Source organism: Enterobacter sp. RHBSTW-01064 (assembly GCF_014103035.1).
Taxonomy (GTDB): Bacteria; Pseudomonadota; Gammaproteobacteria; order Enterobacterales; family Enterobacteriaceae; genus Enterobacter; species Enterobacter mori.
This window is the reverse complement of sequence record NZ_JABXOU010000006.1, coordinates 284,184-307,286: the sequence shown is the minus strand read 5'-3', so window position 1 is coordinate 307,286 and position 23,103 is coordinate 284,184. Positions and strand designations below refer to the sequence as shown.

Sequence of the window (23,103 nt, the reverse complement as noted above, 5' to 3'; positions counted from 1 at the left end):
ATTTTGTTAGTTATTTAGTTTTTATCTGTTGCTGAATTGTTTGTTTGGCGAGCCGTCAATGGCAATTAAATTCGCGTTTAGGAAAAGTTTAAAGAGTTTGCTAAACGACGTTTGAACGAGGAGAAAAAAGCCCTTTGAGATGAATTAATTGAATTTCTAATAATTTCCAGAAGTGTTTCAGTTGTCATAGATAAAGACGTAAGTTTACATTTCTGAAGAGGGATATACGTGTCGCTGCATGGGTCAGCGTCCCGTCTGTGTCATTTTTCTGACACGTTTCTTCATTACGGTGTTGGCTTCACTAACCGGATGCTAACAACATGAAAAGAAAAATCATTCCTGTACTCGTGGGCTGTGCGCTCTCATTCTCTGCCGTGGCGGCACAACCTACCGCAGAGCGCTATATCGTCAGCTTCCCTGAAGGCTCACATGTGAAATACAGCGGCGCGTTTGCCAGCGCGTTTCCGAACGGACTCCCGGTGGGGATTGGCTCTGGCCTGCTATTTACTGGCAAGCAGGGGGACGCCCTGACCTTTGTGACCGTGACCGATCGCGGTCCCAACGCCGATGCGCCAAAAATGGGTAAAAACGAAGCCAAAATATTTGTCACGCCAGATTTCGCGCCGCTGCTGATGACCATCCGCGTTGAGAACGGCAAAGCGGAGGCTGTCGATGCGCGCCCGCTGCATGATGATAAAGGCGAGATTAACGGTCTGCCGCTGCAAAGCGGCGTGATTGGCTCCACCAATGAAGTAGCGTTCAGCGACACCTTAACGATCCTGAAGGGTGACAACCGCGGGCTGGACACCGAAGGCATCACGCCGGACGGTAAAGGCGGATACTGGCTTTGCGACGAGTATGGCCCGTTCCTGATTAACGTCGACAGCAAAGGCAAGATCCTGGCGATCCACGGGCCGCAGGCGGCGGAAGGGGAGAAATCCATCGCGGGCGGTCTGCCAAACATTATCAAATGGCGTCAGGCAAACCGTGGCTTTGAAGGCCTAACCCGCATGCCGGACGGGCGGATTATCGCCGCCGTGCAAAGTACGCTGGATATCGACGGTAAGAGCAAAAAGCAGGCGCTGTTTACGCGTCTGGTGAGCTTTGACCCGGCGACCGGGAAAACCGCGATGTACGGCTACCCTATCGACAGTGCGGCCTACAGTAAAAACAGCGACGCCAAAATCGGCGATATCGTGGCGCTCGATGACCAGCATATCCTGCTGATTGAGCAAGGAAGCGATAAAAACGACGGGATGCGCAACCTGATTTACAAGGTGGATCTCAGCAAGGCGAGTGACCTGAGCGCCTTTGACAAGCCGGGCGAGTACCCGGAGTTTGATGATGAGAAAACCCTGGCGCAGCGCGGCATAACGCTTGCTGCAAAAACGCAGGTCGTCGATCTGCGCGCGCTGGGCTGGCAGCAGGAGAAGGCCGAAGGGTTGGCGCTGATCGACAGCAAAACGCTTGCGGTGGCGAACGATAATGACTTTGGCGTGAAGGTGGCGATGCAAAACCCGGTCGAGGGCAAAAAGCTCAAGGATTACCGGGTGAATGCGGAAGGCAAGCTGACGCTGGATGATAAACCGGTTGAAACCACGCTCAGCGTGAAGCCGCTGAAGAAGCCGGAGTCAGACAGCGAGCTGTGGATTATGACGCTGCCAGAGGCGGTGAAATAGGATTGGCCCCTCTCCTTCAGGAGAGGGGATATTTATACCTGCTAGAACAGCTTCACGCTATTTTCGTAGGTATCGACAAGATGATCGCGCAGGCTCCCGGCTCCGTGCATTGTCACCAAAAGATTCTGGCGCGCGCGGGTAAATCCGACATATAGCCGCTTGATATCGTCACTCAAATCCTCTTCATCCCTTTCCTTTGCAGCATCCATAATGGCGACCGAGTGAAATTCAAGACCCTTGCTGCTAGGTAGCGGCATTACGCAGAGAAAATCATTCTGCGGTGACCAGTGCTTTTTATCATCGCTGGAGACAATCATCTGGTATGGGATCTTGCGGGCTTCGAGCCTTGGCCCGAGCATACCTGAAATGCTGTAAGTTGAGGGGCACAGTATGGCGATTTCCGACCATGCAATACCCTGCTGTCGCTGCTCAGTAACCCAATCGAGAACGCGTGTAATCTCCTCGTCCTGATTATCAAAGCTGGCCAGTGCCGGATACTTCCCGGTCAGACCTCCTGCGGCAGGCAGCTGGTATTTAAGCGAGTCTTCAATGTGATTATTGAGATAATTAAAAGCAATGCTGCTGGCAAAGTGGAGTATTTGCCGGGTGTTGCGATAATTGGTATCGAGAATAGTTGTACGACCCTGAGCTTTTATAGCGACGCTTGAAAGGGTGAAATCAAGAGCTTTCTTTTTCTGATAGATTGACTGAGCGTCATCGTACAGGAAAAGCAGGGAGCTATCTTTATTGTCCGGCATCTTAGCGAGAATTCTTAGCCATTCTGGCTTAAAATCGTGTCCTTCATCTATCAAAACGGCGCTATACTGCTCCGGTTTGATAATCCCTTCTTCAAATGCCACCGTTAGCGCATTTTCCATTAATTCAATAAAGTTTTTACTCTTTGGGGGAAGACGTCGATGCGCGTTTAATTGCTGGTAGCACCAAGCATGAAAATGGATAACCTCGACAGGAAGCCGCAGGCTATGGTGTTCGAGCTGCGCTTTGAGTTTTTTGGCTAGCGTAATATTGTAGCAAATCACCAGTATCGGTTTGGTGTTTTCGATATTATTGGCAAGCTCAATGCAGCGATGATACAGAATGAGTGTTTTGCCGGAACCTGCTACGCCGTGAATTACCCGGTGTCCTGCCCCCATACTTCTGGCGAGCTGTTCCTGGTTCCTGTCCATCATACAAACCACGTCTGGTGTGTGGAACGTAAAATTGTCCAGATCGACCCGCGTCACGGATGTATTAATGCGTACGTCCGGATAAAGATGCCATCTTATGCGGTCAAGCTGTTGTGGTGTTGTGAGATGAACGAAGCTATGTCTTAGAAGGGATTCGAGGCGGGCAGAGATTTGTTCCCTGGTCATAAACTCACTGAGCTCGTCTTTGCATATCACCTGGCTGGCGGGCAATATTTCATTCAACTCCTCGGGTGTAAAACTCTTTTCCAACTGTGCCCGGGTTATGTTGCTCAAATAAACACCATATCCATACGGCATAATAAAACTGCCTTCATGATCTCCCTGCTGCTGGCGAAGCTGGGGATCGTTTTTCAGACTATTGATGATATGAAAGGTATATTGCCGAACCTGTTCGAGTGGGTTCTTCAACGGTTCTACGCCATTTTTGGTCTCATAATCAATATGCGTTTTATTAGCCGACTTTATTTTTGTGATAAACCAGTCTTTCACTTCTAGAAACAACAGCCCTTTTTCGGGGGCCAGAATCACAAAATCAGGATGATCGTCTTTGTCTCCCATTCGGGTGTCATACCAGCAGGTACACTGCTCACTGAGCCCACCCTCCAGAAGCCTTGCCAGCCTTTTTTCTCCGGCCGTAATCTTCTCGCTACAGCTGCTTACTGTGGGAATAATGATTGCCATATTACGCCTACCAATTCATGAAAATTATACAAATCCAATTAATTAATATTTTAAGGAATATTAATCAAAGCATGATTTCATTATTGTTAAGAACATTAACAGACAATATTGCAAACAGAAAGGGCGAAACCCGCATTTTGCCTCAATGAATTACGCTCCCTTTCCTGATTAAAAGGGAGCGTATATTTACTTTTTCAGCCCCGCAAACGCCGCCCGAATTTCCTCTTCCGGCAGCTGTATGCCAATAAACACCATCACGCTGTGCGGCGTTTCATCGCCCCACGGTCTGTCCCAGTCGGCGCTGTACAGGCGCTGTACGCCCTGGAACAGCAGGCGGTTCGGCTCGCCGTCAATCCACAGCATCCCTTTGTAGCGCAGCAGCTTGTCGGCAAACGAGAGTAGCAGGTTCTCCATCACGCGCGAAACCTCGCCGATGTCCACCGGGTAGTCAAGCTCCACCACAATCGACGCCACGTCGTTTTGCTTATCTCCCATAAAGTGGAAGCGCGGTTTTGCGGTCACGTTCTCTTCCAGCATAAAGCCGTTGGTGTTGAACAGCTGAGACAGAACGATGTCGCCATGCGTCACCGTGTAAACCGGCGCGCGGGAGTTAATGCGGGTCAGGCGCTCCCGCAGTTTTTCGCTTCCGCCCGCCACGTCTGTTTTGGTCAGCAGGATGCGGTCGGCGTAGCCCACCTGAGACTGGGCGATGGTGAACTGGTTCATCTGCTCGTCGGCGTGGACCGCATCGACAAGGGCAATCACGCCGTCCAGCAGGTAGCGCTGGCAAAGAATTTCGTGCGAGAAAAAGGTCTGAATAATTGGGCCGGGGTCGGCCATGCCGGTGCACTCGATTACCAGACGGTCGAAGTCGATTTCACCGCGATCGCGGCTGTCGAGCAGGTCCAGCAGGGCGTCTTCTAATTCGTTAGAGCGGGTGCAGCAGATGCAGCCGTTGGTGAGGGTTTTGATCTGGGTGGCGCGATCGCCAATCAGCTGGTCGTCAACGGAGACTTCGCCGAACTCGTTTTCGATGACGGCGATTTTGAAGCCGTGCTGTTCATTCAGGATGTGGCGCAGCAGGGTGGTTTTACCGGCGCCGAGGAAACCGGTCAGTAGGGTAACGGCAATCGGGGTCATGGTCTCTCCTTTAGCAGCAGCGGACGCCGCCTTCTCCACTTCCGCCGTAGCGCGCTTCCTGACGCTCGCGGAAGAATTCGGTGTAGGTCATGTACGGTTTATCCTGATGGTTGGTCTTCATATGCTCAACGTAGTTGTCATAGTCCGGAATGCCAATCAGCATTTTCGCCGCCTGACCGAGGTATTTTTTTGCTTCGCCTAAGTTACCAAACATTGTGGGTTCCAGACAGAAAAAGCCCGGTGGCGCTACGCTTACCGGGCCTACAGTTTCTGTGTAGGGCGGGTCAGCGTAGCGCCACCCGCCATTTTTTAATGGTGTGAAGAGGTCTTCACGCCGCCTTCCGGCACCGGCACGTACGGGGTTTCTTTATCCGTACGACCGTCGGCGTTGCGCACGTTCATCCAGGTTTTGATGCCGTAGAAGATGATGCTGTACACCACCACCAGGAACAGAATGCTCAGACCCGCGTTGGTGTAGTTGTTCACCACGATATGGTTCATGTTGGCAATCTGCTGCGCGGTCAGATCCGCGCCGCCTGCGGCAATCTTCTCTTTGTACTGGTTAGCCATGAAGAAGAAACCTTCCAGCTGCGGGTTGGCGCTGAACAGCTTCAGGCCGAGCGCCCAGGTGGTGCAGAGCAGCAGCCACAGCGCAGGAACAACCGTTACCCAGATGTATTTGGTGCGTTTCATCTTCACGAGGACCACGGTACCGAGCACCAGAGCAACGGCTGCGAGCATCTGGTTAGAGATACCGAACAGCGGCCACAGGCTCTTCACGCCGCCGAGCGGGTCGACAACGCCCTGATACAGCAGGTAGCCCCACAGGCCTACGCAGCCCGCGGTACCCAGAATGCCCGCCACCAGAGAGTCGGTTTTCTTCAGGAACGGCACGAAGTTACCAAGCAGGTCCTGCAGCATGAAGCGGCCCGCACGGGTACCCGCATCCAGCGCGGTCAGGATGAACAGCGCTTCGAACAGAATACCGAAGTGGTACCAGAAGCCCATGTCCGCCCACGGCAGCACTTTGTGGAACACGTGTGCGATACCTACCGCCAGCGTCGGTGCGCCACCGGCGCGGTTCAGCACGGACGGTTCGCCGATGTCCTTCGCGGTCTGCATGATCTGCTCAGGCGAAATCACGAAGCCCCAGGAGCTGACGGTCGCCGCAGCGTGTGCGCTCGCGTCCTTCAGCTGCGCCATAATCAGCGCCGCGTTGTCACCGCCCATCTCGTGCAGGTTTGGCATGGTAATGCCGAGGCCAGCAGGCGGGGTGTTCATCGCGAAGTACAGACCCGGTTCGATAATGGAGGCTGCAACCAGCGCCATGATCGCCACGAAGGACTCCATCAGCATTGCGCCGTAGCCGATCAGACGCGCGTCTTTCTCGTTCGCCAGCAGCTTAGGCGTGGTACCGGAGGCAATCAGGGCGTGGAAGCCAGAGACCGCACCGCAGGCGATGGTGATGAACAGGAACGGGAACAGGGCGCCTTTCCACAGCGGGCCGGTGCCGTCGATGTACTGCGTTACCGCAGGCATTTTCAGATCCGGGTTAATCACCAGGATACCGATCGCCAGACCGACGATAACGCCGATTTTCAGGAAGGTCGCCAGGTAGTCACGCGGGGCCAGAATCAACCAGACCGGCAGCAGCGCGGAAATAAACGCATAGCCAATCAGCGCGAAGGTAATGGTGGTGTCCTTGAAGGTCAGCGCCGGGCCCCAGTATGGGTCGTGCGCAATCACGCCGCCGAAGTAGATGGAGGCCACCAGCAGCACGATACCAATCACCGACACTTCACCCACGCGTCCCGGACGCAGGAATCGCATGTAGATCCCCATGAACAGCGCAATCGGCACGGTTGAGCAGACGGTGAAGACGCCCCACGGGCTTTCGGCCAGCGCTTTCACCACGATCAGGGCCAGCACCGCGAGGATGATGATCATAATCAGGAAGCAGCCGAACAGGGCGATAGTCCCCGGCACGCGGCCCATCTCTTCTTTGACCATCTCACCCAGAGAGGCACCGTTACGGCGAGAAGAGATAAACAGCACCATAAAGTCCTGCACCGCACCCGCCAGCACAACGCCCGCGAGCAGCCACAGGGTACCCGGCAGGTAGCCCATCTGCGCGGCCAGTACCGGGCCGACCAGCGGGCCTGCGCCGGCGATAGCGGCAAAGTGGTGACCAAACAGCACGTAGCGGTTGGTTGGCACGTAGTTCAGGCCGTCATTGTTAATGACCGCCGGCGTGGCGCGCGTCGGGTCGAGCTTCATGACCTTCTGCGCGATGTACAAGCTGTAGTAGCGATAAGCCACAAGATAGACGGAAACGGACGCGACCACGATCCACAGGGCGCTTACGTGTTCGCCCCGGCGTAATGCGACAACCGCCAGACAAAAAGCGCCGAGGATCCCGAGTAAGGCCCAGGGCACGTGCTTCAGTAGTTTTTTAGTATCCATAGTAAGACCTGGTTTTTTATGTAAAGAAAAAAGGGTCAGGGTTCGTTGTGAGGAGGTATTGATTAATGCTGGAGCGATCGTGCCAGATCCTCGCGCGTGTAAAGGACGGTAAATGAGTGAGTGGTTGAAAGTGATGGGTAAGCGGTCAAAGGTGAGGGCGAGTGGTTCAGGCTCGCCGCCGGTGGGAGAAAATATGTGATTGCGATCACGCAGTTAGCTATGCCGTGCACTCAGCCAGATAGGTTGTCAGGGTCGTCACCAGCTTTTCCCTCAGCCAGGCAGGTTCTAAAATGTGAATATTTGGCAGCCAGTACAAAAGCAGCGGCAAAATTTGGTTCTCATGTGCTGCCTGACAGCGGAGCGTGACGCCATCGTGACGGTCTTCCAGCAGCTCTTGTTCCGGCAGGAGATCGCGTCGCATAAAGTAATGGGAAATATTATCGTTGATAAATATTTTCACTTCGAAAGTATCTTCAGAGACCCAGGGATCGAGGCTTTTTTCCAGCAGTTCAATCACGCTCTCTTCAGGAATAAATGTCGTGCCCTGAATATCCATCCAGCGAATCTGGCTCAGCGAAAAGGATTTTAACCTGCTATTTTCGGTGGCTTGTAAATACCATATATTTTTTTTGTTAATGAGTTTGTAAGGATTAATCAGACGGGTTTTACCTTTATAAACGATCTGACAAACATTATGGTTTTTAATCGATTTCTCAATTTTCGGTAAATAACGACCAATATCACGGTGTACGGTGTGCTCAGCGTCGTTGCCAAGAATAAGAATATGATTTTCATCAACGCGGTTTTCGAGTTTCTGCCAAAATTCGGTATTACGATCGGGAAAAAAGTTATCAGCATTCAGGAGGTTAGCAAGGGTGTGGTGCAGTCCTTGCGAGCCGGGAGATTGCGCTGAATGAATGAGCCGATAAAGCCCATTTCCGGTATGTTCAACAATCGGGGAGAGTGCATTTAAATCGCGGTAGACAGTGCGCTCGGTAATTTTAAATTTATCCATGAGCGCACTGCGGTTTACCACACCGTGTAAATGTAGCTCAACCAGAATATCGACCAGACGTTCAGCCGAGCGGCTCCGCGTCGATTTAGCCATAAGGTCTTCCTGTATATTGGGGTCGGCGCTGAATGATGCGGGTAGCACTGACACGGGGTGTCAGTATTCAGGCACAGAAAATTTCTCTTATGGTTATATAACGGCGTGCTTTAGCGGAAACCTTAGGGGTTTTTTGTAGAAAGCCGCACTGACCGAAGAAAGGTCAGCGCGGGAAGGGATTAAACGGCTGCTTCAAGCTCCATCATCACGGGGTGGAAGCGGCGTTTGAAATAGATCAGGCCGTGGCCCTCTTCACTGAGGATGATGTTTTTAATTTCAACGAGATAAACAAGATGCGTGCCGATGGTTTGCACCTGGCTTATCTCCCCTTCCAGGCTGGCGAGCGCGCCTTTTAGCACCGGCTGCGCCAGCGGGCCTTTCTGCCAGCAGGAGAGGGCAAAGCGCTCCTCCATGGCCATACCGGTCATCCCGGCGAAATGGCGAGCCATGATCTCCTGCTCGTGGTTCAGCACGTTGACGCACAGCCTGCCGTTACCCTGAAAGACCGGGTTCATGGCGCTGTTGGCGTTGATGCACACCATGACCGACGGCGGCGTGTCCGTCACCGAGCAGACGGCGGTGGCGGTGATACCGCAGCGGCCCGCCTCGCCCTCGGTGGTGACCACATTAACCGCAGCCGACAGGCTGCTCATCGCGTCGCGAAAACGCAGGCGTTGTTCATCTGAATGCATTGCAACCTCCCGCTGCGCTATTTCAGCAGCTTGTCGAGCATGTTGATATCGGTGTTGTTGTGCAGGTGCGGTACCGTCCAGCCGTGCTGGTCGTACTCGGACATGCAGCGGTCGACCATTGCCATCATTTTGTCCATGTTGCCGGAGCTCTGCGCCTGACGCAGACACTGCAGGCGGATCTCATCCTGACTGCCGGAGTAGTTGATTTCGTACAGCTCGTGACGACCGCCAAACTCGCTGCCGATGGCATCCCACATCAGTTTCAAAATCTTGATGCGTTCGACGTGATCCATACCGTTGGAGCCGCGCACGTATTTCGCCAGATACTGGTCGATCTGCGGGTTGTTCAGATCCCGAGCGCTGGAGGGCAGGTAGATCAGCCCGGACGTCACGTTACGCTCGATGATGTTCTTGATTTTGGCGTAGGCCATCGGCGCCATCACGCGGTAGGTTTGCAGCGCGGCGTGATCGGGCAGGTACGCACCGTTGACCCACGGGGTGGCTTCGGAACACATGGAGTCGCTCAGCGCCCAGAACATGTTGCGCCAGGCCACCACTTCGCCGAGATCCGCCTGCACGCCGCGGAACTCCAGGGTACCGGTGCACTCCAGGGATTTTTTCAGCAGGGCGGTGATGAAGTCGAGCTTCACCGCCAGACGCACGCAGGCCTGCAGCGGGTACATGCGGGCGAAGCCGCCTTCCATCGTCCAGCGACGGCAGCGGTCGAAATCGCGGTAGATCAGCACGTTTTCCCACGGGATCAGCACGTGATCCATCACCAGGATCGCATCGTTCTCGTCAAAGCGGCTGGAGAGTGGGTAGTCGTACGGGGATCCGGTTGCGCCTGCCACCATCTCGTAAGAGGCGCGGGAGATCAGCTTCACGCCTTCGGCGTCCATCGGTGCGACGAACATCAGCGCGAAGTCCGGATTTTCCCCCATCACCTGCGCGGAGCCGAAGCCGATCATGTTGTAGTGGGTCAGCGCCGAGTTGGTTGCCACCACTTTCGCGCCGCTGACGATAATCCCGGCGTCGGTCTCTTTCTCCAGCTTGATGTAGACGTCTTTTACTTCGTCCGCCGGTTTATGACGGTCGATTGGCGGGTTAACGATGGCGTGGTTGAAGTACAGGCCGGTTTCCTGAATGCGGGTGTACCAGTTACGGGCGTTCTGCTCGAACTGGCCGTAGAAGGCCGGGTTGGCACCGAGCGCGCAGCCAAACGCGGCTTTGTAGTCCGGCGTGCGGCCCATCCAGCCGTAGCTCAGGCGTGACCACTCGGCGATGGCATCGCGTTGCTGACGCAGGTCATCGGCGCTTTTCGCCACGCGGAAGAATTTGTGGGTATAGCCGCCGCTGCCGGTGTCGGTGCCCCAGCAGAGGGTATCCTGCATGTCCGGCTTGTGCAGCGCGTCGTACATCTGCGCGATGGAGGCCGCCGCGTTGCGAAACGCCGGATGGGTGGTGACGTCTTTGACGCGCTCGCCGTAGATATAAATCTCACGACCGTCCTGCAGGCTTTTTAAATACTCTTCGCCGGTTAACGGACGTTTGGCATCAGCGCGGAAATCTTCAGGCTTCATAGGGACCTCGTATCGGAATAGGGTTGTTAAATTTATGTTTTGTTTTTGTTGTTTAATTGAAGCCTGAGCGGGGCGGAACGTGAAGGGACGTTTGGGGCAACGGCGGGTACTTTTCGGGTGGGATGTAGTTTTGTGATCTGTGCGGCTTTTCGGCGGGTGGCGCTGCGCTTACCCGCCCTACGAACCGTGATGCGTTCAGGAAACCGGTACTTTCTGCGCCCGGTACGCGCTCGGCGAGCACCCCACTAAGCGGTTAAAAAAGCGGGCAAAGTAAGCCGGATCCTTAAACCCCAGCTGCCAGGCAATCTCGCTGACCGCGCTGTCGGAAAAGAGCAGCAGACGTCTGGCTTCACGCAGCTGCCGGTCGAAGATCAGCCGCTTTGGCGGACGGTTGGCGAAGCGGCGGCAGATATCGGTCAGGCGTGATTCGGTCAGGTGCAGTTCGCTGGCGTATTCCGGCACCGTCCAGTGCTGGTGGTAGTGGGCATCAATCAGCTGGGTAAAGCGCTGGAACAGCTTCAGCTCGCCGCGCATTCCGCTTGAAGCGTGGTCGTCGAGCTTTGCGTTGCGCAGCAGCAGAGTAAAGACCGCCTGCGCCAGCAGGACCAGGGTATGCTCGCGCCCCGGCAGTTGTTCCGTGGATTCCCGGGCAATGAGCTGCCAGTAGTGCTTCAGCGCCGCCAGCTCGTCCGGCCTGTCGGCCAGCGAGAGGCAGATCCCCGGCAGGCCAAACGCTTCCCGCGTGCCGGGGTAAAGCACCTCCAGCAGCGGCCAGATCAGATCCTCGCGCACCGTCAGCACGTGTCCGTCGCTGTCGGATTCGGTGATAAATGCGTGCGGCACCGACGGCGGCGTGAGGACAAACAGCGGGGCCTGCACCGAGTAGCGGTGATCGTCGAGCTGGAGTTCAATCTGTCCGGTATCGAGAAAGTGCATCTGAAAATACTGGTCGTGACGATGCGCCTGCATGTCGCGGCCAAAAAAGGCCGCCATGCGGGCGAACGACTGGTAGTGCACGTCGTCGGTGCCCAGACTTTCGTCGTACTCCTTGCTGATATCAATGTTGGCGATGGGGCTCTGGCACATGATCGTTCCTCAGTTGATCCCGCTGCGTCATCGGAATGCGCGTCAGCACCAGCGCGCCGACCACCAGCAGCCCGGCCACGAACCACAGACCGGAGCTGAAGCTGCCGGTCGCGTCGCGCAGGATCCCAATCAGCAATGGGCTGACGGCAGAACCCACGTTGCCTATGGCGTTGATCACCGCCAGCGCCACGGCGCGGGACTGAAGGCTAATCACCCGATCCGGCGTGGTCCAGAATATCGCCATGGCGGTAAACGATCCGGTTGAGGCCATGATGATGCCAAGCAGCTGGATCAGGCTGTGATCGGTGGCCGAGGCCAGCATCCATCCCGCCGCGGCGAACAGGTACGGCAGGATGGTGTGCTTTTTTCGCTCTTTCAGCCTGTCGGAGCGGCGGCTCCACCAGATCATCCCGAGAATGGTGCAAAACTGCGGGATCGCCGCCAGCAGGCCGATGACGATATTGCTGCTCCCCGTGTTAAAGCTTTGCAGGATCTGCGGCGTCCAGATATTGATCGCGCTGAGCGTATTGGTCAGGCAGAAGTAGGCCAGCGTGTAGAGCAGCACCGCCGGGGTCAGCACTTCGCGCAGCGTCGAGCGCGGCGTGACGGATTGGGCAATGGCGACCTCCTGCTCGCGGGCAATCATCGTTTTCAGCGCCTGCTTTTCGTCGTCGTCCAGCCAGGTGGCCTGATCCGGCGTGTCGTTGAGGTAAAACCAGGTCACCACGCCGAGCACCACCGACGGTAGCCCCTCCAGCAGGAACAGCCACTGCCAGCCCTTCAGGTTCCACAGCCCGTCCATCGCCAGAATATAGCCGGAGAGGATCGAGCCGAGCATCATGGTCACCGGCATGGCGATCATAAACAGCGCGTTGGCGCGGGCGCGGTGATAGGCCGGGAACCACCAGGTGAGATAGACCAAAATCCCCGGCAGGAAGCCGGCTTCGGCAATGCCTACCAGCATGCGCAGGACGTAGAGCGTTTCAGGGCTGGTGGCGAACATGGTGCAGGTGGAGGCGATGCCCCACACCACCATGATCCCGGCGATCCAGCGCCGCGCGCCGATTTTCGCCAGCATGATGTTGCTCGGGATCCCGCACAGCACGTAGGTAACGTAAAACAGCGTCGCGGCAAGGCCAAACATGGTGGACGTAAGGCCCAGATCTTTACCCATCGTCAGCCCGGCAAAGCCGATATTGATGCGATCGAGAAACGAAAAGACAAACAGGATAAAGAGAAAGACGATCAGGCGTCGGAACAGCTTGTTAATGGCGCGATGTTCAACAGCTTTATTATCATGAGTTTGCAGGGTAGAGGTCGTCATGGTGCGCTCCAGATCTTACGTTTAGTAGACGGATTTATTGTTATTAACTGACGTAACCGGTTGTTCGATAAAGCGTGCCGCCAGCGCTTCCGCGCCGCGGGCGAGCAGGGTGGTGTCGACGCCGACGGCGACAAACAGCGCGCCAAGGTCGAGATAGTGTTTTGCCAGCTGCTCGTTCGCCATCAGGATGCCGGGCGCTTTACCGGCGGCGCGTATCTGCGCGATCGCCTGCTCAATGGCGGCCTGCACCTCCGGGTGCTGCGGATTGCCGGCAAAGCCCATGTCGGCGCTCAGATCCGCCGGGCCGATAAACACGCCGTCGACGCCTTCCACGTCCAGGATCTGCGGCAGGTTTTTCAGCGCCTCGCGGGTTTCGATCTGCACCAGCACGCACATGGCGTCGTTAGCCTGCTGCAGGTAATCCGGAATGCGGTTCCAGCGCGACGCTCTAGCCAGGGCGCTGCCGACGCCGCGGATGCCCGCGGGCGGGTAGCGGGTAGAACGGACCGCCAGACGCGCTTCATCGGCGTTTTGCACCATCGGCACCAGCAGGGTTTGCGCGCCCACGTCCAGCAGCTGTTTGATTTGTACCGGGTCGTTCCACGACGGGCGGACCACCGGCTGGCTGGGATAGGGCGCGATGGCCTGCAGCTGGGTTAAGACGGTCTGCACGCTGTTCGGCGCATGCTCGCCGTCGATCAGCAGCCAGTCGAAGCCTGCCCCGGCCAGCAGCTCGGCGCTGTAGCTGCTGGTCAGCCCCAGCCATAAACCAATTTGCGGACGGCCTGCCTGCAGCGCCGCTTTGAATGCGTTTTGCATGGTCGTCTCCTTACACAAAGCGGCAGCTAATGGAGCCCATGTTGCCGTAGTCAACATGGAAAGTATCGCCTCTGCTGGCAGGCACTGGGCGGGTAAAGGAGCCGCCGAGGATGATTTGCCCCGGTTCAAGCTGCACGTCGTACGGCGCCAGCTTGTTCGCCAGCCACGCCACGCCGTTCGCCGGGTGGTTAAGCACGCCCGCGGCGACGCCGGTCTCTTCGATCACGCCGTTGCGGTAGAGCAGGGCGGAGATCCAGCGCAGATCCAGCGCGTCGGGCTTAATCGGACGGCCGCCGAGGATCACCCCCGCGTTGGCGGCGTTATCGGAGATGGTGTCGAACACCTTGCGCGGGCGCTGGGTTTCCGGGTCAACGTTGTGGCAGCGGGCGTCGATCAGCTCCAGCGCGGGGATGACGTAATCCGTAGCGTTGTAAACGTCGAAAATCGTGCAGTTCGGTCCGCGCAGCGGTTTTGCCAGCACGAAGGCCAGCTCCACTTCGATGCGCGGAACGATGAAGCGATCGACGGGAATATCGCTGCCATCGTGGAAGAACATGTCGTCCAGCAGCGCGCCGTAGTCCGGTTCGCTAATCTGCGAGCTGGCCTGCATCGCTTTCGAGGTGAGGCCGATCTTATGGCCCTTCAGCACGCGGCCTTCGGCGATCTTCAGGCTGACCCATTCGCGCTGGACGGCGTAGGCGTCTTCAATCGTGATCTCCGGGTAGTCCAGCGAGATCGCGCGGATCTGCTCCCGGGACTGTTCCGCCTGATGCAGGCGATGGGCGATCAGGGTATGGGTATGTTTGTCGAGCATGGCGATATCCTTTGTGCGGCTGTTGCCGGGTGGCACTTCGTTTACCCGGCCTACGTTCGGGGCCGTTGTAGGCCCGGTAAGCGAAGCGCCACCGGGCGAGCAGACGGCTACGTAAACAACGCGTGCACGTTGTTTTGCTTGTAATTGAGCGTCGGGTGCAGCTCGTCGAGCTCGAACGACAGCGCCAGATAGCGGGCGGCCATCAGCTCCGCGAAGTGCGTTTTGATCAGCCCAAACAGCATTTCACCGACCTCTTCCCGGCTCTCCAGGCTGCGCCCGGCACCAATCTTCAGCGTCATATGCACAAAGGCGTAATCGTGCCTGCCGTCGGCCATCTGCCAGGTGTCCAGCCAGTGGGCGCGGCTGCGGATACCGCCGAGGGGGAAGATGCCCGTGGCGGCGAGCGCCTCGTTGACTTTGGCGAACAGCCCCGGCAGGTCGGCCTGCTCGCGGATGTTGTCGGTGCATTCAGCAATAAAGTGCGGCATGGTGGCTCCTTATGCGGGCAGCGGGAAAACGGCGTTAACCTGGCCGGTACCGGAGCTGGCGAACAGCTCGGTGAGGAACTCCACCTTGCCGTCGTAGTTGTCCCAGCCGAGCATGCCCAGCAGCATCACCGTGTCGTGCATGTTGCCCTCGCCATAGCAGTAGTCGGCGTATTCCGGCAGCATGCTGCAGAATTCTTTGAACTGGCCCTCGCGCCACAGCTTCACCACGCGCTCGTCCATCTGACGGTCAAACTCACGGGTGTAGCTGTTCATCCCTTCCTCCGCGCGCTGGTCGTCGATAAAGCGGTGCGACAACGAGCCGCTGGCGAGCACCGCCACGGTGCCGTCGTATTTCTCAATCGCGCTGACGATGGCCTCGCCCAGCCGGCGGCTGTCGGCAAAGTCGTGAACCGTGCAGAACGCCGAGATGGAGATCACCTTGAAGTGCTTATCCGCGTTCATGTAGCGCATCGGCACCAGCGTGCCGTACTCCAGCTTGAGGCTCGGGATGTTGTGCGCTTTGGCGCGTACGCCGAGCTTCACCGCCTCGTCGGCAATCAGCTGGCCGAGCGCCGGGTTGCCGTCGTAGTCGTAGGTCATGTCGCGGATAAAGTGCGGCAGCTCGTTGCTGGTGTAGACGCCCGCAAAATGGTCCGCACAGTTGATGTGGTAGGCGCTGTTCACCAGCCAGTGGGTGTCGAACACGATGATGGTGTCCACGCCCAGCTCGCGGCAGCGCTTGCTGATTTCTTTATGCCCGTCGATGGCCGACTGGCGGCAGCCGTGGTTTTTCCCCGGCAGTTCGGAGAGGTACATCGACGGTACGTGGGTGATTTTTGCCGCTAACGCTAATTTACCCATGATCAGATCCCCCATTTTGGAATCGGATGGTCGCCCATGGAGATGCAGACGTTCTTCATCTCCGCGAACACCTCGAAGCTATACTCGCCGCCCTCGCGGCCGGTGCCAGAGGCCTTCACGCCGCCAAACGGCTGGCGCAGGTCGCGCACGTTCTGGGTGTTCACGAACACCATGCCCGCTTCGATGCTGCGCGCCAGGCGCAGCACTTTGCTGACGTCCTGGGTCCAGATGTACGACGCCAGGCCGTACTCCACGTCGTTGGCCAGGCGCAGGCCTTCCGCTTCGTCCTTAAACGGCAGCAGGCAGGCCACCGGCCCGAAGATCTCCTCCTGCGCCACGCGCATGCGGTTGTCGACGTCCGCCAGCACGGTGGGGCGCAGGAAGTTGCCGCCCTTCAGGTGCGCAGGCAGATCGGTCGGTTTGTCCGGGCCGCCCGCCAACAGGGTCGCGCCTTCCTCAATGCCGAGGCGGATGTAGCCGGAGACCTTCTCCCAGTGTGGCTTGCTGATGAGCGCGCCAATCTGGGTATTCGGATCGTTTGGATCCCCAACGCGCAGGCGGTTGGCGCGCTCGGCAAAGCGCTTCACGAATTCCGGGTAGATGCTCTGCTGGATAAAGATGCGCGAGCCCGCGGTGCAGCGCTCACCGTTGATCGAGAAGATGGTGAACAGGGCGGCGTCCAGCGCGCGCTCGATGTCGGCATCTTCAAAAATCAGCACCGGGGATTTGCCGCCCAGCTCCATGGAGTATTTCTTCAGCCCGGCATTTTTCATGATGTTGCGCCCGGTGGCGGTGCCGCCGGTGAAGGAGACGGCGCGCACGTCGTGATGGCGCACCAGCGCGTCGCCTGCCGTCGCACCGTAGCCCTGCACCACGTTGAGCACGCCCGCCGGAATGCCCGCCTCCAGCGCCAGCTCGCCCAGACGGTCGGCGGTCAGCGGAGAGAGTTCAGACATCTTCAGCACCGCGGTGTTTCCGAGTGCCAGGCAGGGCGCGACCTTCCAGGTGGCGGTCATAAACGGCACGTTCCACGGCGACACCAGCGCGCAGACGCCCACCGGCTGCACCAGGGTGTAGTTGAGCATCTTGTCGTCGACCGGGTAGGTTTTGCCGTTCATCTGCTGGCACACCTCGGCGAAGAACTCGAAGTTGTGCGAGGCGCGCGGAATGAGCACGTTTTTGGTCTGGTGGATCGGCAGGCCGGTGTCGGCGGTTTCCATGGCGGCGATCTCGGGCACGTTCTGGTCGATCAGGTCGCCCAGACGGCGCATCAGGCGCGCGCGCTCCTTCATCGGCAGGTTGGCCCACTTCGGGAATGCCTCTTTGGCGGCGGCGACGGCCTGGTGAATTTCAGCTTCACCGCCGGAGGCGACTTCCGCCAGCACCTCGCCGGAGGCCGGGTTGGTGGTGTGGAAGTACTCGCTTCCCGCGACGTTTTTACCGTTTATCCAGTGGTTAATCTTTTTCATTTTGCAGTCTCCTCGCTGACAATTCGGTTCACCAGGCGCCCCACGCCCTCCACTTCCACCACCACTTCATCGCCCGGCACCACGTCGGACAGCCCCTTCGGCGTGCCGGTGGCGATCATGTCGCCCGGCTGCAGGGTCATAAAATCGCTCAGGTACGCAATCAGGAACGGAATGCTGAAAATGAGATCGGCGGTGGTCCCTTCCTGGCGCAGCTCGCCGTTGACGAAGGTGCGCAGGGTGAGGTTGTGCGGGTCGGGAATCGCCGCTTTCGGCACGATGTGGGGGGAAATGGGCGTCAGCCCGTCGCGGCTTTTTACCCGCAGGTTCGGACGGTAGTAGTTTTCCAGGTAGTCGCGGATGGCGTAGTCGTTGCAGACCGTATAGCCCGCAACATAGTCCATCGCCTCGGCTTCGCTGACCTTACGCGCGGTTTTACCGATGACCACCACCAGCTCCGCTTCGTAATGCATGTATTCGATATTATTCGGGCGCACCGACGTCTGGTTATCGCCGTTGAAGGTGTTTGGCGCTTTGATAAATACCAGCGGCTCGCTGGGCGGCTTGAAGTCCAGCTCGCTGGCGTGATCGGCATAGTTCAGACCGAGGGCAAACAGCGTGGCGTGCGGCGGCGTGCTGTGTGCAATAGTGACGTCGCGCTCGTCCACCACCGGGTTTTCCAGCGGCGGAAAGCCTTCAGCGAGAATGCGCACGCGATCGCCCGGGCGGAGCTCAACGCGGCTTTGCGGTGTACCGATCAATATCGCATCGCCGGGATTGAGGGTGGCGAACTCGCTGAGGGCGCTCAGCAGCCCGGCGGCGCTGCGCTGCAGTTCGGCGGTGTTCCAGTGGTCCGCTTCGCGACCGTTAATCTCGGTGATGATGGTCAGGTTATCCACGCTATCAACGGCGGCCAGCTCGCCGAGCGGGCAAAACCCGTCCCGGCACTTGGCCTTGATGGCCGGGCGGTAGAAGCTCTCTTCCGGCAGGCTCACCTCGTTGGCCAGCGCGTATCCCGCGATGTACGCCGCGGCGTCCTCCACGCGCACCTTGCTGGCGGTTTTGCCTACGACCAGCGCCACCGTCGCGCCGCTTAGCACCGTTTCCCCCTGCGGGAAGGGGATCGGCTCGCCCGCGCGGATCACCGTGTTATGCGGTTTGATAAACCACACGGCTGTTTTCGGCGGCGTGCTGTAAGGGGCTTTTTCAAACGCTTCACGCCAGGCATCACGCTGGCTTTGATGGTTGAGGGCGACGGCAAAAACGGTACCTTTCATTCACATACTCCTCACCCCGGAGGTCCGGGTTATGATTTCGTTAATATGTTAATGATCTGGTTTTATGCTTTTGCTGTTTATTTCGCAATCAGAAGTGAAAAATTTGTGATATGAATAACAATAAATTTACAAATTGGTTTTTATTTATATATAAATCAGGTTGTTAATAAAACTGGATGGTTTCTGTTAGACTTTTTGACGGAAAACGTTTTGTTTATAAAAGCGTCTTTTAGTGATTGTTTACTTGTTAATGATGTGAAGGGAGAGGCTATGCATGACTCATTAACCATCGCGCTGCTGCAGGCGCGGGAAGCGGCGATGTCCTACTTCCGTCCGATTGTGAAGCGGCATAACCTGACCGAGCAGCAGTGGCGCATTGTGCGCGTTTTGGCTGAACATCCGTCGATGGATTTTCACGATCTGGCGTTTCGCACCTGCATTTTGCGCCCGAGCCTGACCGGCATTCTGACGCGCATGGAGCGCGACGGCCTGGTGCTGCGCTTAAAGCCGGTGAACGACCAGCGCAAGCTGTACGTGTCGCTGACCAAAGAGGGGAATGCGCTGTATGAACACGCCCAGGCGCAGGTCGAAGAGGCGTATCGGCAGATTGAGGCGGAATACACGCCGGAGAAGATGAAGCAGCTGACGGCGCTGCTGGAAGAGTTTATTGAACTCGGAAACCGGGATAACGCAGCGCGGGAAGAAGAGTAAAAACCACAAATTCCAGGATGATTTTCGTAAAGTTTTCCCTTTCCAGGCCGAAAATTCTGTATCTGTCTGAGGAAGAGAAAACATGTTAAACCGTATCAAGATTGTCACCAGCTTACTGCTGGTTTTAGCGATATTTGGCCTTTTACAACTCACATCCGGTGGTCTTTTCTTTAATGCCCTGAAGAATGACAAAGAGAATTTCACCGTCCTGCAAACCATTCGCCAGCAACAATCCACCCTCAACGGGAGCTGGGTTGCCCTGCTGCAAACCCGTAATACCCTGAACCGCGCGGGTATCCGCTACATGATGGATCAGAGCAACATCGGTAGCGGCGCGACCGTTAACGATCTGATGCAGATTGCGTCTGCCTCGCTGAAGCAGGCGGAAAAAAACTGGGCGGATTACGAAGCCCTGCCGCGCGATCCGCGTCAGAGCGACGCCGCTGCGCTGGAAATCAAACGTAATTACGAGATCTACCACGGCGCGCTGGCTGAGCTGATTCAGCTGCTGGGTGCGGGGAAAATCAACGCCTTCTTCGACCAGCCGACCCAGAGCTATCAGGACGGTTTTGAGAAGCAGTACGTGAGCTACCTGCAGCAGAACGACAAGCTGTATGAAACGGCGGTGAAAGACAGCAACAGCTCTTACAGCCAGGCTATCTGGGTGCTGATTAGCGTGCTGATTGCCGTGGTGGTGGTGATTGTCGCCGTCTGGCTGGGCATCAAGCAGGCGCTGATTTCTCCGCTGAATCGCCTGATCGACAGCATTCGCCATATCGCCAGCGGCGACCTGGTGAAGCGCATCGATGTTGAAGGTTCCAATGAGATGGGTGAACTGGCCGACTCGCTGCGCCACATGCAGGGCGAGCTGGTGCGTACCGTCGGCGACGTGCGTAACGGTGCCAATGCCATCTACAGCGGCGCGAGCGAAATCTCGATGGGTAACAACGATCTCTCTTCCCGTACCGAGCAGCAGGCCGCCTCCCTGGAAGAGACCGCGGCCAGCATGGAAGAGCTGACCGCCACCGTGAAGCAGAACGCCGAAAACGCCCGCCAGGCGAGCAACCTGGCGCTGAGCGCGTCTGAGACCGCGCAGAAAGGCGGTAAAGTGGTGGATAACGTGGTGCAAACCATGCGTGACATCGCGGGCAGTTCGCAGAAAATTGCCGATATTATCAGCGTGATCGACGGCATTGCCTTCCAGACCAACATTCTGGCGCTGAACGCGGCGGTAGAGGCGGCGCGTGCCGGTGAACAGGGCCGTGGCTTTGCCGTTGTTGCAGGCGAGGTCCGTAACCTGGCGCAGCGTAGCGCCCAGGCGGCTCGTGAAATCAAGAGCCTGATTGAAGACTCCGTCAGCCGCGTGGAAGTGGGCTCTACTCTGGTAGAGAGCGCGGGGGAAACCATGGGTGAGATCGTGAATGCGGTAACCCGCGTGACGGACATCATGGGTGAAATTGCGTCTGCGTCTGACGAGCAGAGCCGCGGTATCGACCAGGTCGGCCTGGCGGTCGCGGAGATGGATCGCGTGACCCAGCAGAACGCCTCGCTGGTTGAGGAATCTGCCGCAGCGGCTGCCGCACTGGAAGAGCAGGCGAGCCGTCTGACCCAGGCCGTGGCGGTGTTCCGCATTCAGCAGGAGCAGATGAAAGCGCGCGAGTTCGCGTCAGCGAAAAACGTTGTCACCCCGGTGATGTCGCGTAAAGCCGCGACGGCCGACGCGGGTGATAACTGGGAAACGTTCTAATCCAGCGCGTTGTGCCGGGTGGCGGCTACGCCTTACCCGGCCTACGGTTCAGGGATTTGTAGGCCCGGTAAGCGAAGCGCCACCGGGCGATATCAAAGCGGCAGACGCATAGCGCAGCGGGAGTTATACGCTAAGCCGTGCGCTGCTTCTTCTTCACGTTTTTCACCCAGTTCAGGCGTGAGTTCAGTGACGTATTCAAACCCCAGCTTTTCATAGAATGGCGCATTCCACGGCACGTCCCGGAACGTCGTTAACGTCAGTGACGTCAGCCCCTTTTTACGGGCATGCTCAGCCGCACAGGCGATGAGCTGCCGACCTATTCCTTTTCCCTGCCAGTCCAGATCAACCGAAAGCTCCACGATAAACAACGACAAAGGATGGGCTTCTGCGAGGAGAAAACCCACAGGACGATCCGCTGCCAGCGCCAGCCAGCTCAGGCCCTGTTCGACATAGTCGCGATGCTGTTCAACGGAAATGACGTCGCCATCAGCGAGCCAGGCCAGTTCAGGCCAGGCTCGAAAACGCTGGCCTGCCGCGCGCTCAATGGCGGGCAGACTGGCAACGTCATGCGCAGTGGTGGGGCGGAAGGTGATTTTCATGGCGGCAAGTATAGCCTGATCTGTTTATTCCGAGCAGATCAGCAGCGGCGAGTAGAAATTGCCGATCACCATCGCCTCCTCCGGCGTGCGTTCGATGGTCAGTAGCCTTTTCTGTCCCGGCGTTAAGCCAGCAACGTATTTCTCAAATACCCCATCGGGTAATTCATCGTGGCTAAATCGCTCGACCTTGATAATGGCGATTTCAAAAAGCGTGTCGTGCATGTGCCGCCAGTTAAACGTTTCCTGACGGGAGACTTCCCAGCCCTGCCGGATATTCTGCACATTCCCGTTGAGCGTGAAGTAACCCGTGCCGTCGGGGTGAAATCGCATCAGGATCTCGCCGTCGAACGTGAAGTTGTTGTCGTCACGCTGCTGCGTGAAGGTCAAGTTGCCTTCGCAAATGACGGGCAGGGGCGGTGTATGTCGGTACCATGCCACGGCCATGATGATTAACAGCAGGTTGAAGGCGATAACCAGCCCTATTTTTTTACGCGTCATGATTCACCATTCGTAGGCATAAAGCGTGCGGCAGGCGCTGGCGGTATTCTCTTTCGACAAGGAGCATTGTGAAAGCACCATCCTTCCTTCATGGCCGTAGAAGAGCGTGTTCTGAATGTGCAGATAAAAGAGGGAGTTTTTCAGGCACGGCAGGTTGCCGTCGCGCTGTATCGCTTGTGCCAGCGCTATTGCCTTGTTGCGAAACACATCTGCCAGCGGTGAGAAGGTGTAGACCGGACATTCACCGAAATGTGTCAGAAGATGCATTTCTGCATGCTGCTGGTTTTGCTTGATCGCGACTATCCAGATGCACAGCGCCAGCACCACAAGCGTCAGCCCGCTACAGAACAGCAGTTGAGGCTGAAAACGATACGGCCTACTGGCTGAGGCTGGGCAATCAGATTTTTCAGCCTGGGAATGGACCGTGATGTCCGCGCTCAGCATAAAGCCCACTTTGGGCACGGTGACAATAAACACCATCTCGGGCACGAGGCTTGCCAGCAGTTTCCGCAGGATACTGATGTACTGATTAAGTGAATTGTTGGAGCCCTGCAGGCCGCGCTCATCCCACACGTCATGCAGGAACGCCTCGCGTTCGACGACGTTACCGTGATGGAGCACCAGCATTTTCATAATGCTGTTGGCGGTTGCCGTCATCACCTGGGGTTCGACATCTGGCGTAGCAACAAGTGAAACGGAACCGTCTTCATCGTTATAGACGAGGGTATCAGCGAGCAGGTATTTCATAGAGTATTGTCAAAAGAGCAGTTGGGAAAATACATATGGTGAATAGTACGCGTGCTATTCATCTAAGAAGCTGGGTATTCTAACTGCTTTGTTACCGATAACATTGATCCAGGCG

21 protein-coding genes are annotated in these 23,103 nt (G+C 57.1%); 3 read left to right on the top strand and 18 right to left on the bottom strand.

Features of this window, described 5'->3' with window-relative positions; genetic code table 11:
• The first annotated feature begins 320 nt into the window (after positions 1–320).
• The gene (locus HV355_RS18860) at positions 321–1,679 is read left to right on the top strand and encodes an esterase-like activity of phytase family protein (RefSeq protein WP_182402986.1); all 1,359 of its coding nucleotides are present in this window, start codon (positions 321–323) and stop codon (positions 1,677–1,679) included.
• 41 nt (positions 1,680–1,720) lie between these two features.
• Here HV355_RS18860 and HV355_RS18855 read toward each other — a convergent pair whose 3' ends face one another.
• The 15 genes from HV355_RS18855 to hpaG all read right to left on the bottom strand — a co-directional run bounded on the left by HV355_RS18855 (position 1,721) and on the right by hpaG (position 18,686).
• Positions 1,721–3,568, bottom strand: a complete 1,848-nt coding sequence (locus HV355_RS18855; protein ID WP_182402984.1) for a 3'-5' exonuclease — start codon at positions 3,566–3,568, stop codon at positions 1,721–1,723.
• A gap of 186 nt (positions 3,569–3,754) precedes the next feature.
• Positions 3,755–4,708, bottom strand: coding sequence for a GTPase (gene yjiA / locus HV355_RS18850; protein ID WP_182402982.1), 954 nt, complete (start codon positions 4,706–4,708; stop codon positions 3,755–3,757).
• Positions 4,709–4,718: 10 nt separating this feature from the next.
• Positions 4,719–4,922: a YbdD/YjiX family protein gene (locus tag HV355_RS18845; RefSeq protein WP_182402980.1), complete on the bottom strand. Its 204-nt coding sequence runs from the start codon at positions 4,920–4,922 to the stop codon at positions 4,719–4,721.
• A gap of 95 nt (positions 4,923–5,017) precedes the next feature.
• On the bottom strand, positions 5,018–7,171 hold the full coding sequence (locus HV355_RS18840; RefSeq protein ID WP_100165532.1) for a carbon starvation CstA family protein: 2,154 nt from the start codon (positions 7,169–7,171) through the stop codon (positions 5,018–5,020).
• Positions 7,172–7,388: 217 nt separating this feature from the next.
• Positions 7,389–8,279 (bottom strand): WYL domain-containing protein, encoded by an 891-nt coding sequence (locus HV355_RS18835; RefSeq protein WP_182402978.1) that lies wholly within the window; start codon positions 8,277–8,279, stop codon positions 7,389–7,391.
• Between the two features lie 179 nt (positions 8,280–8,458).
• Positions 8,459–8,971 (bottom strand): 4-hydroxyphenylacetate 3-monooxygenase reductase subunit, encoded by a 513-nt coding sequence (locus HV355_RS18830; protein WP_089598028.1) that lies wholly within the window; start codon positions 8,969–8,971, stop codon positions 8,459–8,461.
• 17 nt (positions 8,972–8,988) lie between these two features.
• Entirely contained in the window at positions 8,989–10,551 is a 1,563-nt protein-coding gene (gene hpaB / locus HV355_RS18825) for a 4-hydroxyphenylacetate 3-monooxygenase, oxygenase component (protein WP_010427196.1), read from the bottom strand.
• Positions 10,552–10,746: 195 nt separating this feature from the next.
• On the bottom strand, positions 10,747–11,637 hold the full coding sequence (gene hpaA, locus HV355_RS18820) for a 4-hydroxyphenylacetate catabolism regulatory protein HpaA (protein WP_182402976.1): 891 nt from the start codon (positions 11,635–11,637) through the stop codon (positions 10,747–10,749).
• A complete protein-coding gene (hpaX, locus tag HV355_RS18815; RefSeq protein WP_126816034.1) occupies positions 11,609–12,961 on the bottom strand; it encodes a 4-hydroxyphenylacetate permease in 1,353 nt (450 codons plus the stop codon). The genes hpaA and hpaX overlap by 29 nt, the downstream gene beginning before the upstream one ends.
• A gap of 21 nt (positions 12,962–12,982) precedes the next feature.
• Positions 12,983–13,780, bottom strand: coding sequence for a 4-hydroxy-2-oxoheptanedioate aldolase (gene hpaI, locus HV355_RS18810; protein ID WP_182402975.1), 798 nt, complete (start codon positions 13,778–13,780; stop codon positions 12,983–12,985).
• Positions 13,781–13,790: 10 nt separating this feature from the next.
• The gene (gene hpaH / locus HV355_RS18805) at positions 13,791–14,594 is read right to left on the bottom strand and encodes a 2-oxo-hept-4-ene-1,7-dioate hydratase (protein ID WP_104949458.1); all 804 of its coding nucleotides are present in this window, start codon (positions 14,592–14,594) and stop codon (positions 13,791–13,793) included.
• Between the two features lie 107 nt (positions 14,595–14,701).
• Entirely contained in the window at positions 14,702–15,082 is a 381-nt protein-coding gene (locus HV355_RS18800) for a 5-carboxymethyl-2-hydroxymuconate Delta-isomerase (RefSeq protein WP_182402973.1), read from the bottom strand.
• A 9-nt stretch (positions 15,083–15,091) separates the two neighbouring features.
• On the bottom strand, positions 15,092–15,943 hold the full coding sequence (hpaD, locus tag HV355_RS18795) for a 3,4-dihydroxyphenylacetate 2,3-dioxygenase (RefSeq protein ID WP_042717302.1): 852 nt from the start codon (positions 15,941–15,943) through the stop codon (positions 15,092–15,094).
• A gap of 2 nt (positions 15,944–15,945) precedes the next feature.
• A complete protein-coding gene (gene hpaE / locus HV355_RS18790; protein ID WP_089598021.1) occupies positions 15,946–17,412 on the bottom strand; it encodes a 5-carboxymethyl-2-hydroxymuconate semialdehyde dehydrogenase in 1,467 nt (488 codons plus the stop codon).
• Positions 17,409–18,686, bottom strand: a complete 1,278-nt coding sequence (gene hpaG, locus HV355_RS18785; protein ID WP_182402971.1) for a 4-hydroxyphenylacetate degradation bifunctional isomerase/decarboxylase — start codon at positions 18,684–18,686, stop codon at positions 17,409–17,411. The genes hpaE and hpaG overlap by 4 nt, the downstream gene beginning before the upstream one ends.
• Positions 18,687–18,956: 270 nt before the next feature.
• Between hpaG and hpaR the strand changes: the two genes are divergently transcribed.
• Both hpaR and tsr read left to right on the top strand, forming a co-directional pair.
• Positions 18,957–19,397 carry a homoprotocatechuate degradation operon regulator HpaR gene (hpaR, locus tag HV355_RS18780; protein ID WP_089598019.1) on the top strand — a complete coding sequence of 147 codons (441 nt, stop codon included), beginning with the start codon at positions 18,957–18,959 and terminating at the stop codon, positions 19,395–19,397.
• A gap of 82 nt (positions 19,398–19,479) precedes the next feature.
• Positions 19,480–21,144 (top strand): methyl-accepting chemotaxis protein, encoded by a 1,665-nt coding sequence (gene tsr / locus HV355_RS18775; protein ID WP_126816030.1) that lies wholly within the window; start codon positions 19,480–19,482, stop codon positions 21,142–21,144.
• Positions 21,145–21,236: 92 nt separating this feature from the next.
• Here the strand turns inward: tsr and HV355_RS18770 are convergent, their stop codons facing one another.
• From HV355_RS18770 to HV355_RS18760, 3 genes are read right to left on the bottom strand one after another with little or no spacing between them, the layout of a single operon-like run.
• Complete coding sequence (locus tag HV355_RS18770; RefSeq protein ID WP_182402970.1) at positions 21,237–21,743, bottom strand: GNAT family N-acetyltransferase; 507 nt, start codon at positions 21,741–21,743, stop codon at positions 21,237–21,239.
• A 24-nt stretch (positions 21,744–21,767) separates the two neighbouring features.
• On the bottom strand, positions 21,768–22,241 hold the full coding sequence (locus tag HV355_RS18765) for a hypothetical protein (RefSeq protein ID WP_126816029.1): 474 nt from the start codon (positions 22,239–22,241) through the stop codon (positions 21,768–21,770).
• Between the two features lie 3 nt (positions 22,242–22,244).
• A complete protein-coding gene (locus HV355_RS18760) occupies positions 22,245–22,988 on the bottom strand; it encodes a winged helix-turn-helix domain-containing protein (RefSeq protein ID WP_182402968.1) in 744 nt (247 codons plus the stop codon).
• Positions 22,989–23,103 lie beyond the last annotated feature (115 nt).

Coding starts and splice junctions, on each gene's coding strand:
- hpaD (WP_042717302.1), bottom strand. CDS start 15,943: ATGGGTAAATTAGCGTTAGCGGCAAAAATCACCCACGTACCGTCGATG.
- HV355_RS18830 (WP_089598028.1), bottom strand. CDS start 8,971: ATGCATTCAGATGAACAACGCCTGCGTTTTCGCGACGCGATGAGCAGC.
- HV355_RS18765 (WP_126816029.1), bottom strand. CDS start 22,241: ATGACGCGTAAAAAAATAGGGCTGGTTATCGCCTTCAACCTGCTGTTA.
- hpaX (WP_126816034.1), bottom strand. CDS start 12,961: ATGACGACCTCTACCCTGCAAACTCATGATAATAAAGCTGTTGAACAT.
- hpaR (WP_089598019.1), top strand. CDS start 18,957: ATGCATGACTCATTAACCATCGCGCTGCTGCAGGCGCGGGAAGCGGCG.
- tsr (WP_126816030.1), top strand. CDS start 19,480: ATGTTAAACCGTATCAAGATTGTCACCAGCTTACTGCTGGTTTTAGCG.
- HV355_RS18860 (WP_182402986.1), top strand. CDS start 321: ATGAAAAGAAAAATCATTCCTGTACTCGTGGGCTGTGCGCTCTCATTC.
- hpaE (WP_089598021.1), bottom strand. CDS start 17,412: ATGAAAAAGATTAACCACTGGATAAACGGTAAAAACGTCGCGGGAAGC.
- HV355_RS18770 (WP_182402970.1), bottom strand. CDS start 21,743: ATGAAAATCACCTTCCGCCCCACCACTGCGCATGACGTTGCCAGTCTG.
- hpaG (WP_182402971.1), bottom strand. CDS start 18,686: ATGAAAGGTACCGTTTTTGCCGTCGCCCTCAACCATCAAAGCCAGCGT.
- HV355_RS18845 (WP_182402980.1), bottom strand. CDS start 4,922: ATGTTTGGTAACTTAGGCGAAGCAAAAAAATACCTCGGTCAGGCGGCG.
- hpaI (WP_182402975.1), bottom strand. CDS start 13,780: ATGCAAAACGCATTCAAAGCGGCGCTGCAGGCAGGCCGTCCGCAAATT.
- HV355_RS18840 (WP_100165532.1), bottom strand. CDS start 7,171: ATGGATACTAAAAAACTACTGAAGCACGTGCCCTGGGCCTTACTCGGG.
- hpaH (WP_104949458.1), bottom strand. CDS start 14,594: ATGCTCGACAAACATACCCATACCCTGATCGCCCATCGCCTGCATCAG.
- HV355_RS18835 (WP_182402978.1), bottom strand. CDS start 8,279: ATGGCTAAATCGACGCGGAGCCGCTCGGCTGAACGTCTGGTCGATATT.
- hpaB (WP_010427196.1), bottom strand. CDS start 10,551: ATGAAGCCTGAAGATTTCCGCGCTGATGCCAAACGTCCGTTAACCGGC.
- HV355_RS18760 (WP_182402968.1), bottom strand. CDS start 22,988: ATGAAATACCTGCTCGCTGATACCCTCGTCTATAACGATGAAGACGGT.
- hpaA (WP_182402976.1), bottom strand. CDS start 11,637: ATGTGCCAGAGCCCCATCGCCAACATTGATATCAGCAAGGAGTACGAC.
- HV355_RS18855 (WP_182402984.1), bottom strand. CDS start 3,568: ATGGCAATCATTATTCCCACAGTAAGCAGCTGTAGCGAGAAGATTACG.
- HV355_RS18800 (WP_182402973.1), bottom strand. CDS start 15,082: ATGCCGCACTTTATTGCTGAATGCACCGACAACATCCGCGAGCAGGCC.
- yjiA (WP_182402982.1), bottom strand. CDS start 4,708: ATGACCCCGATTGCCGTTACCCTACTGACCGGTTTCCTCGGCGCCGGT.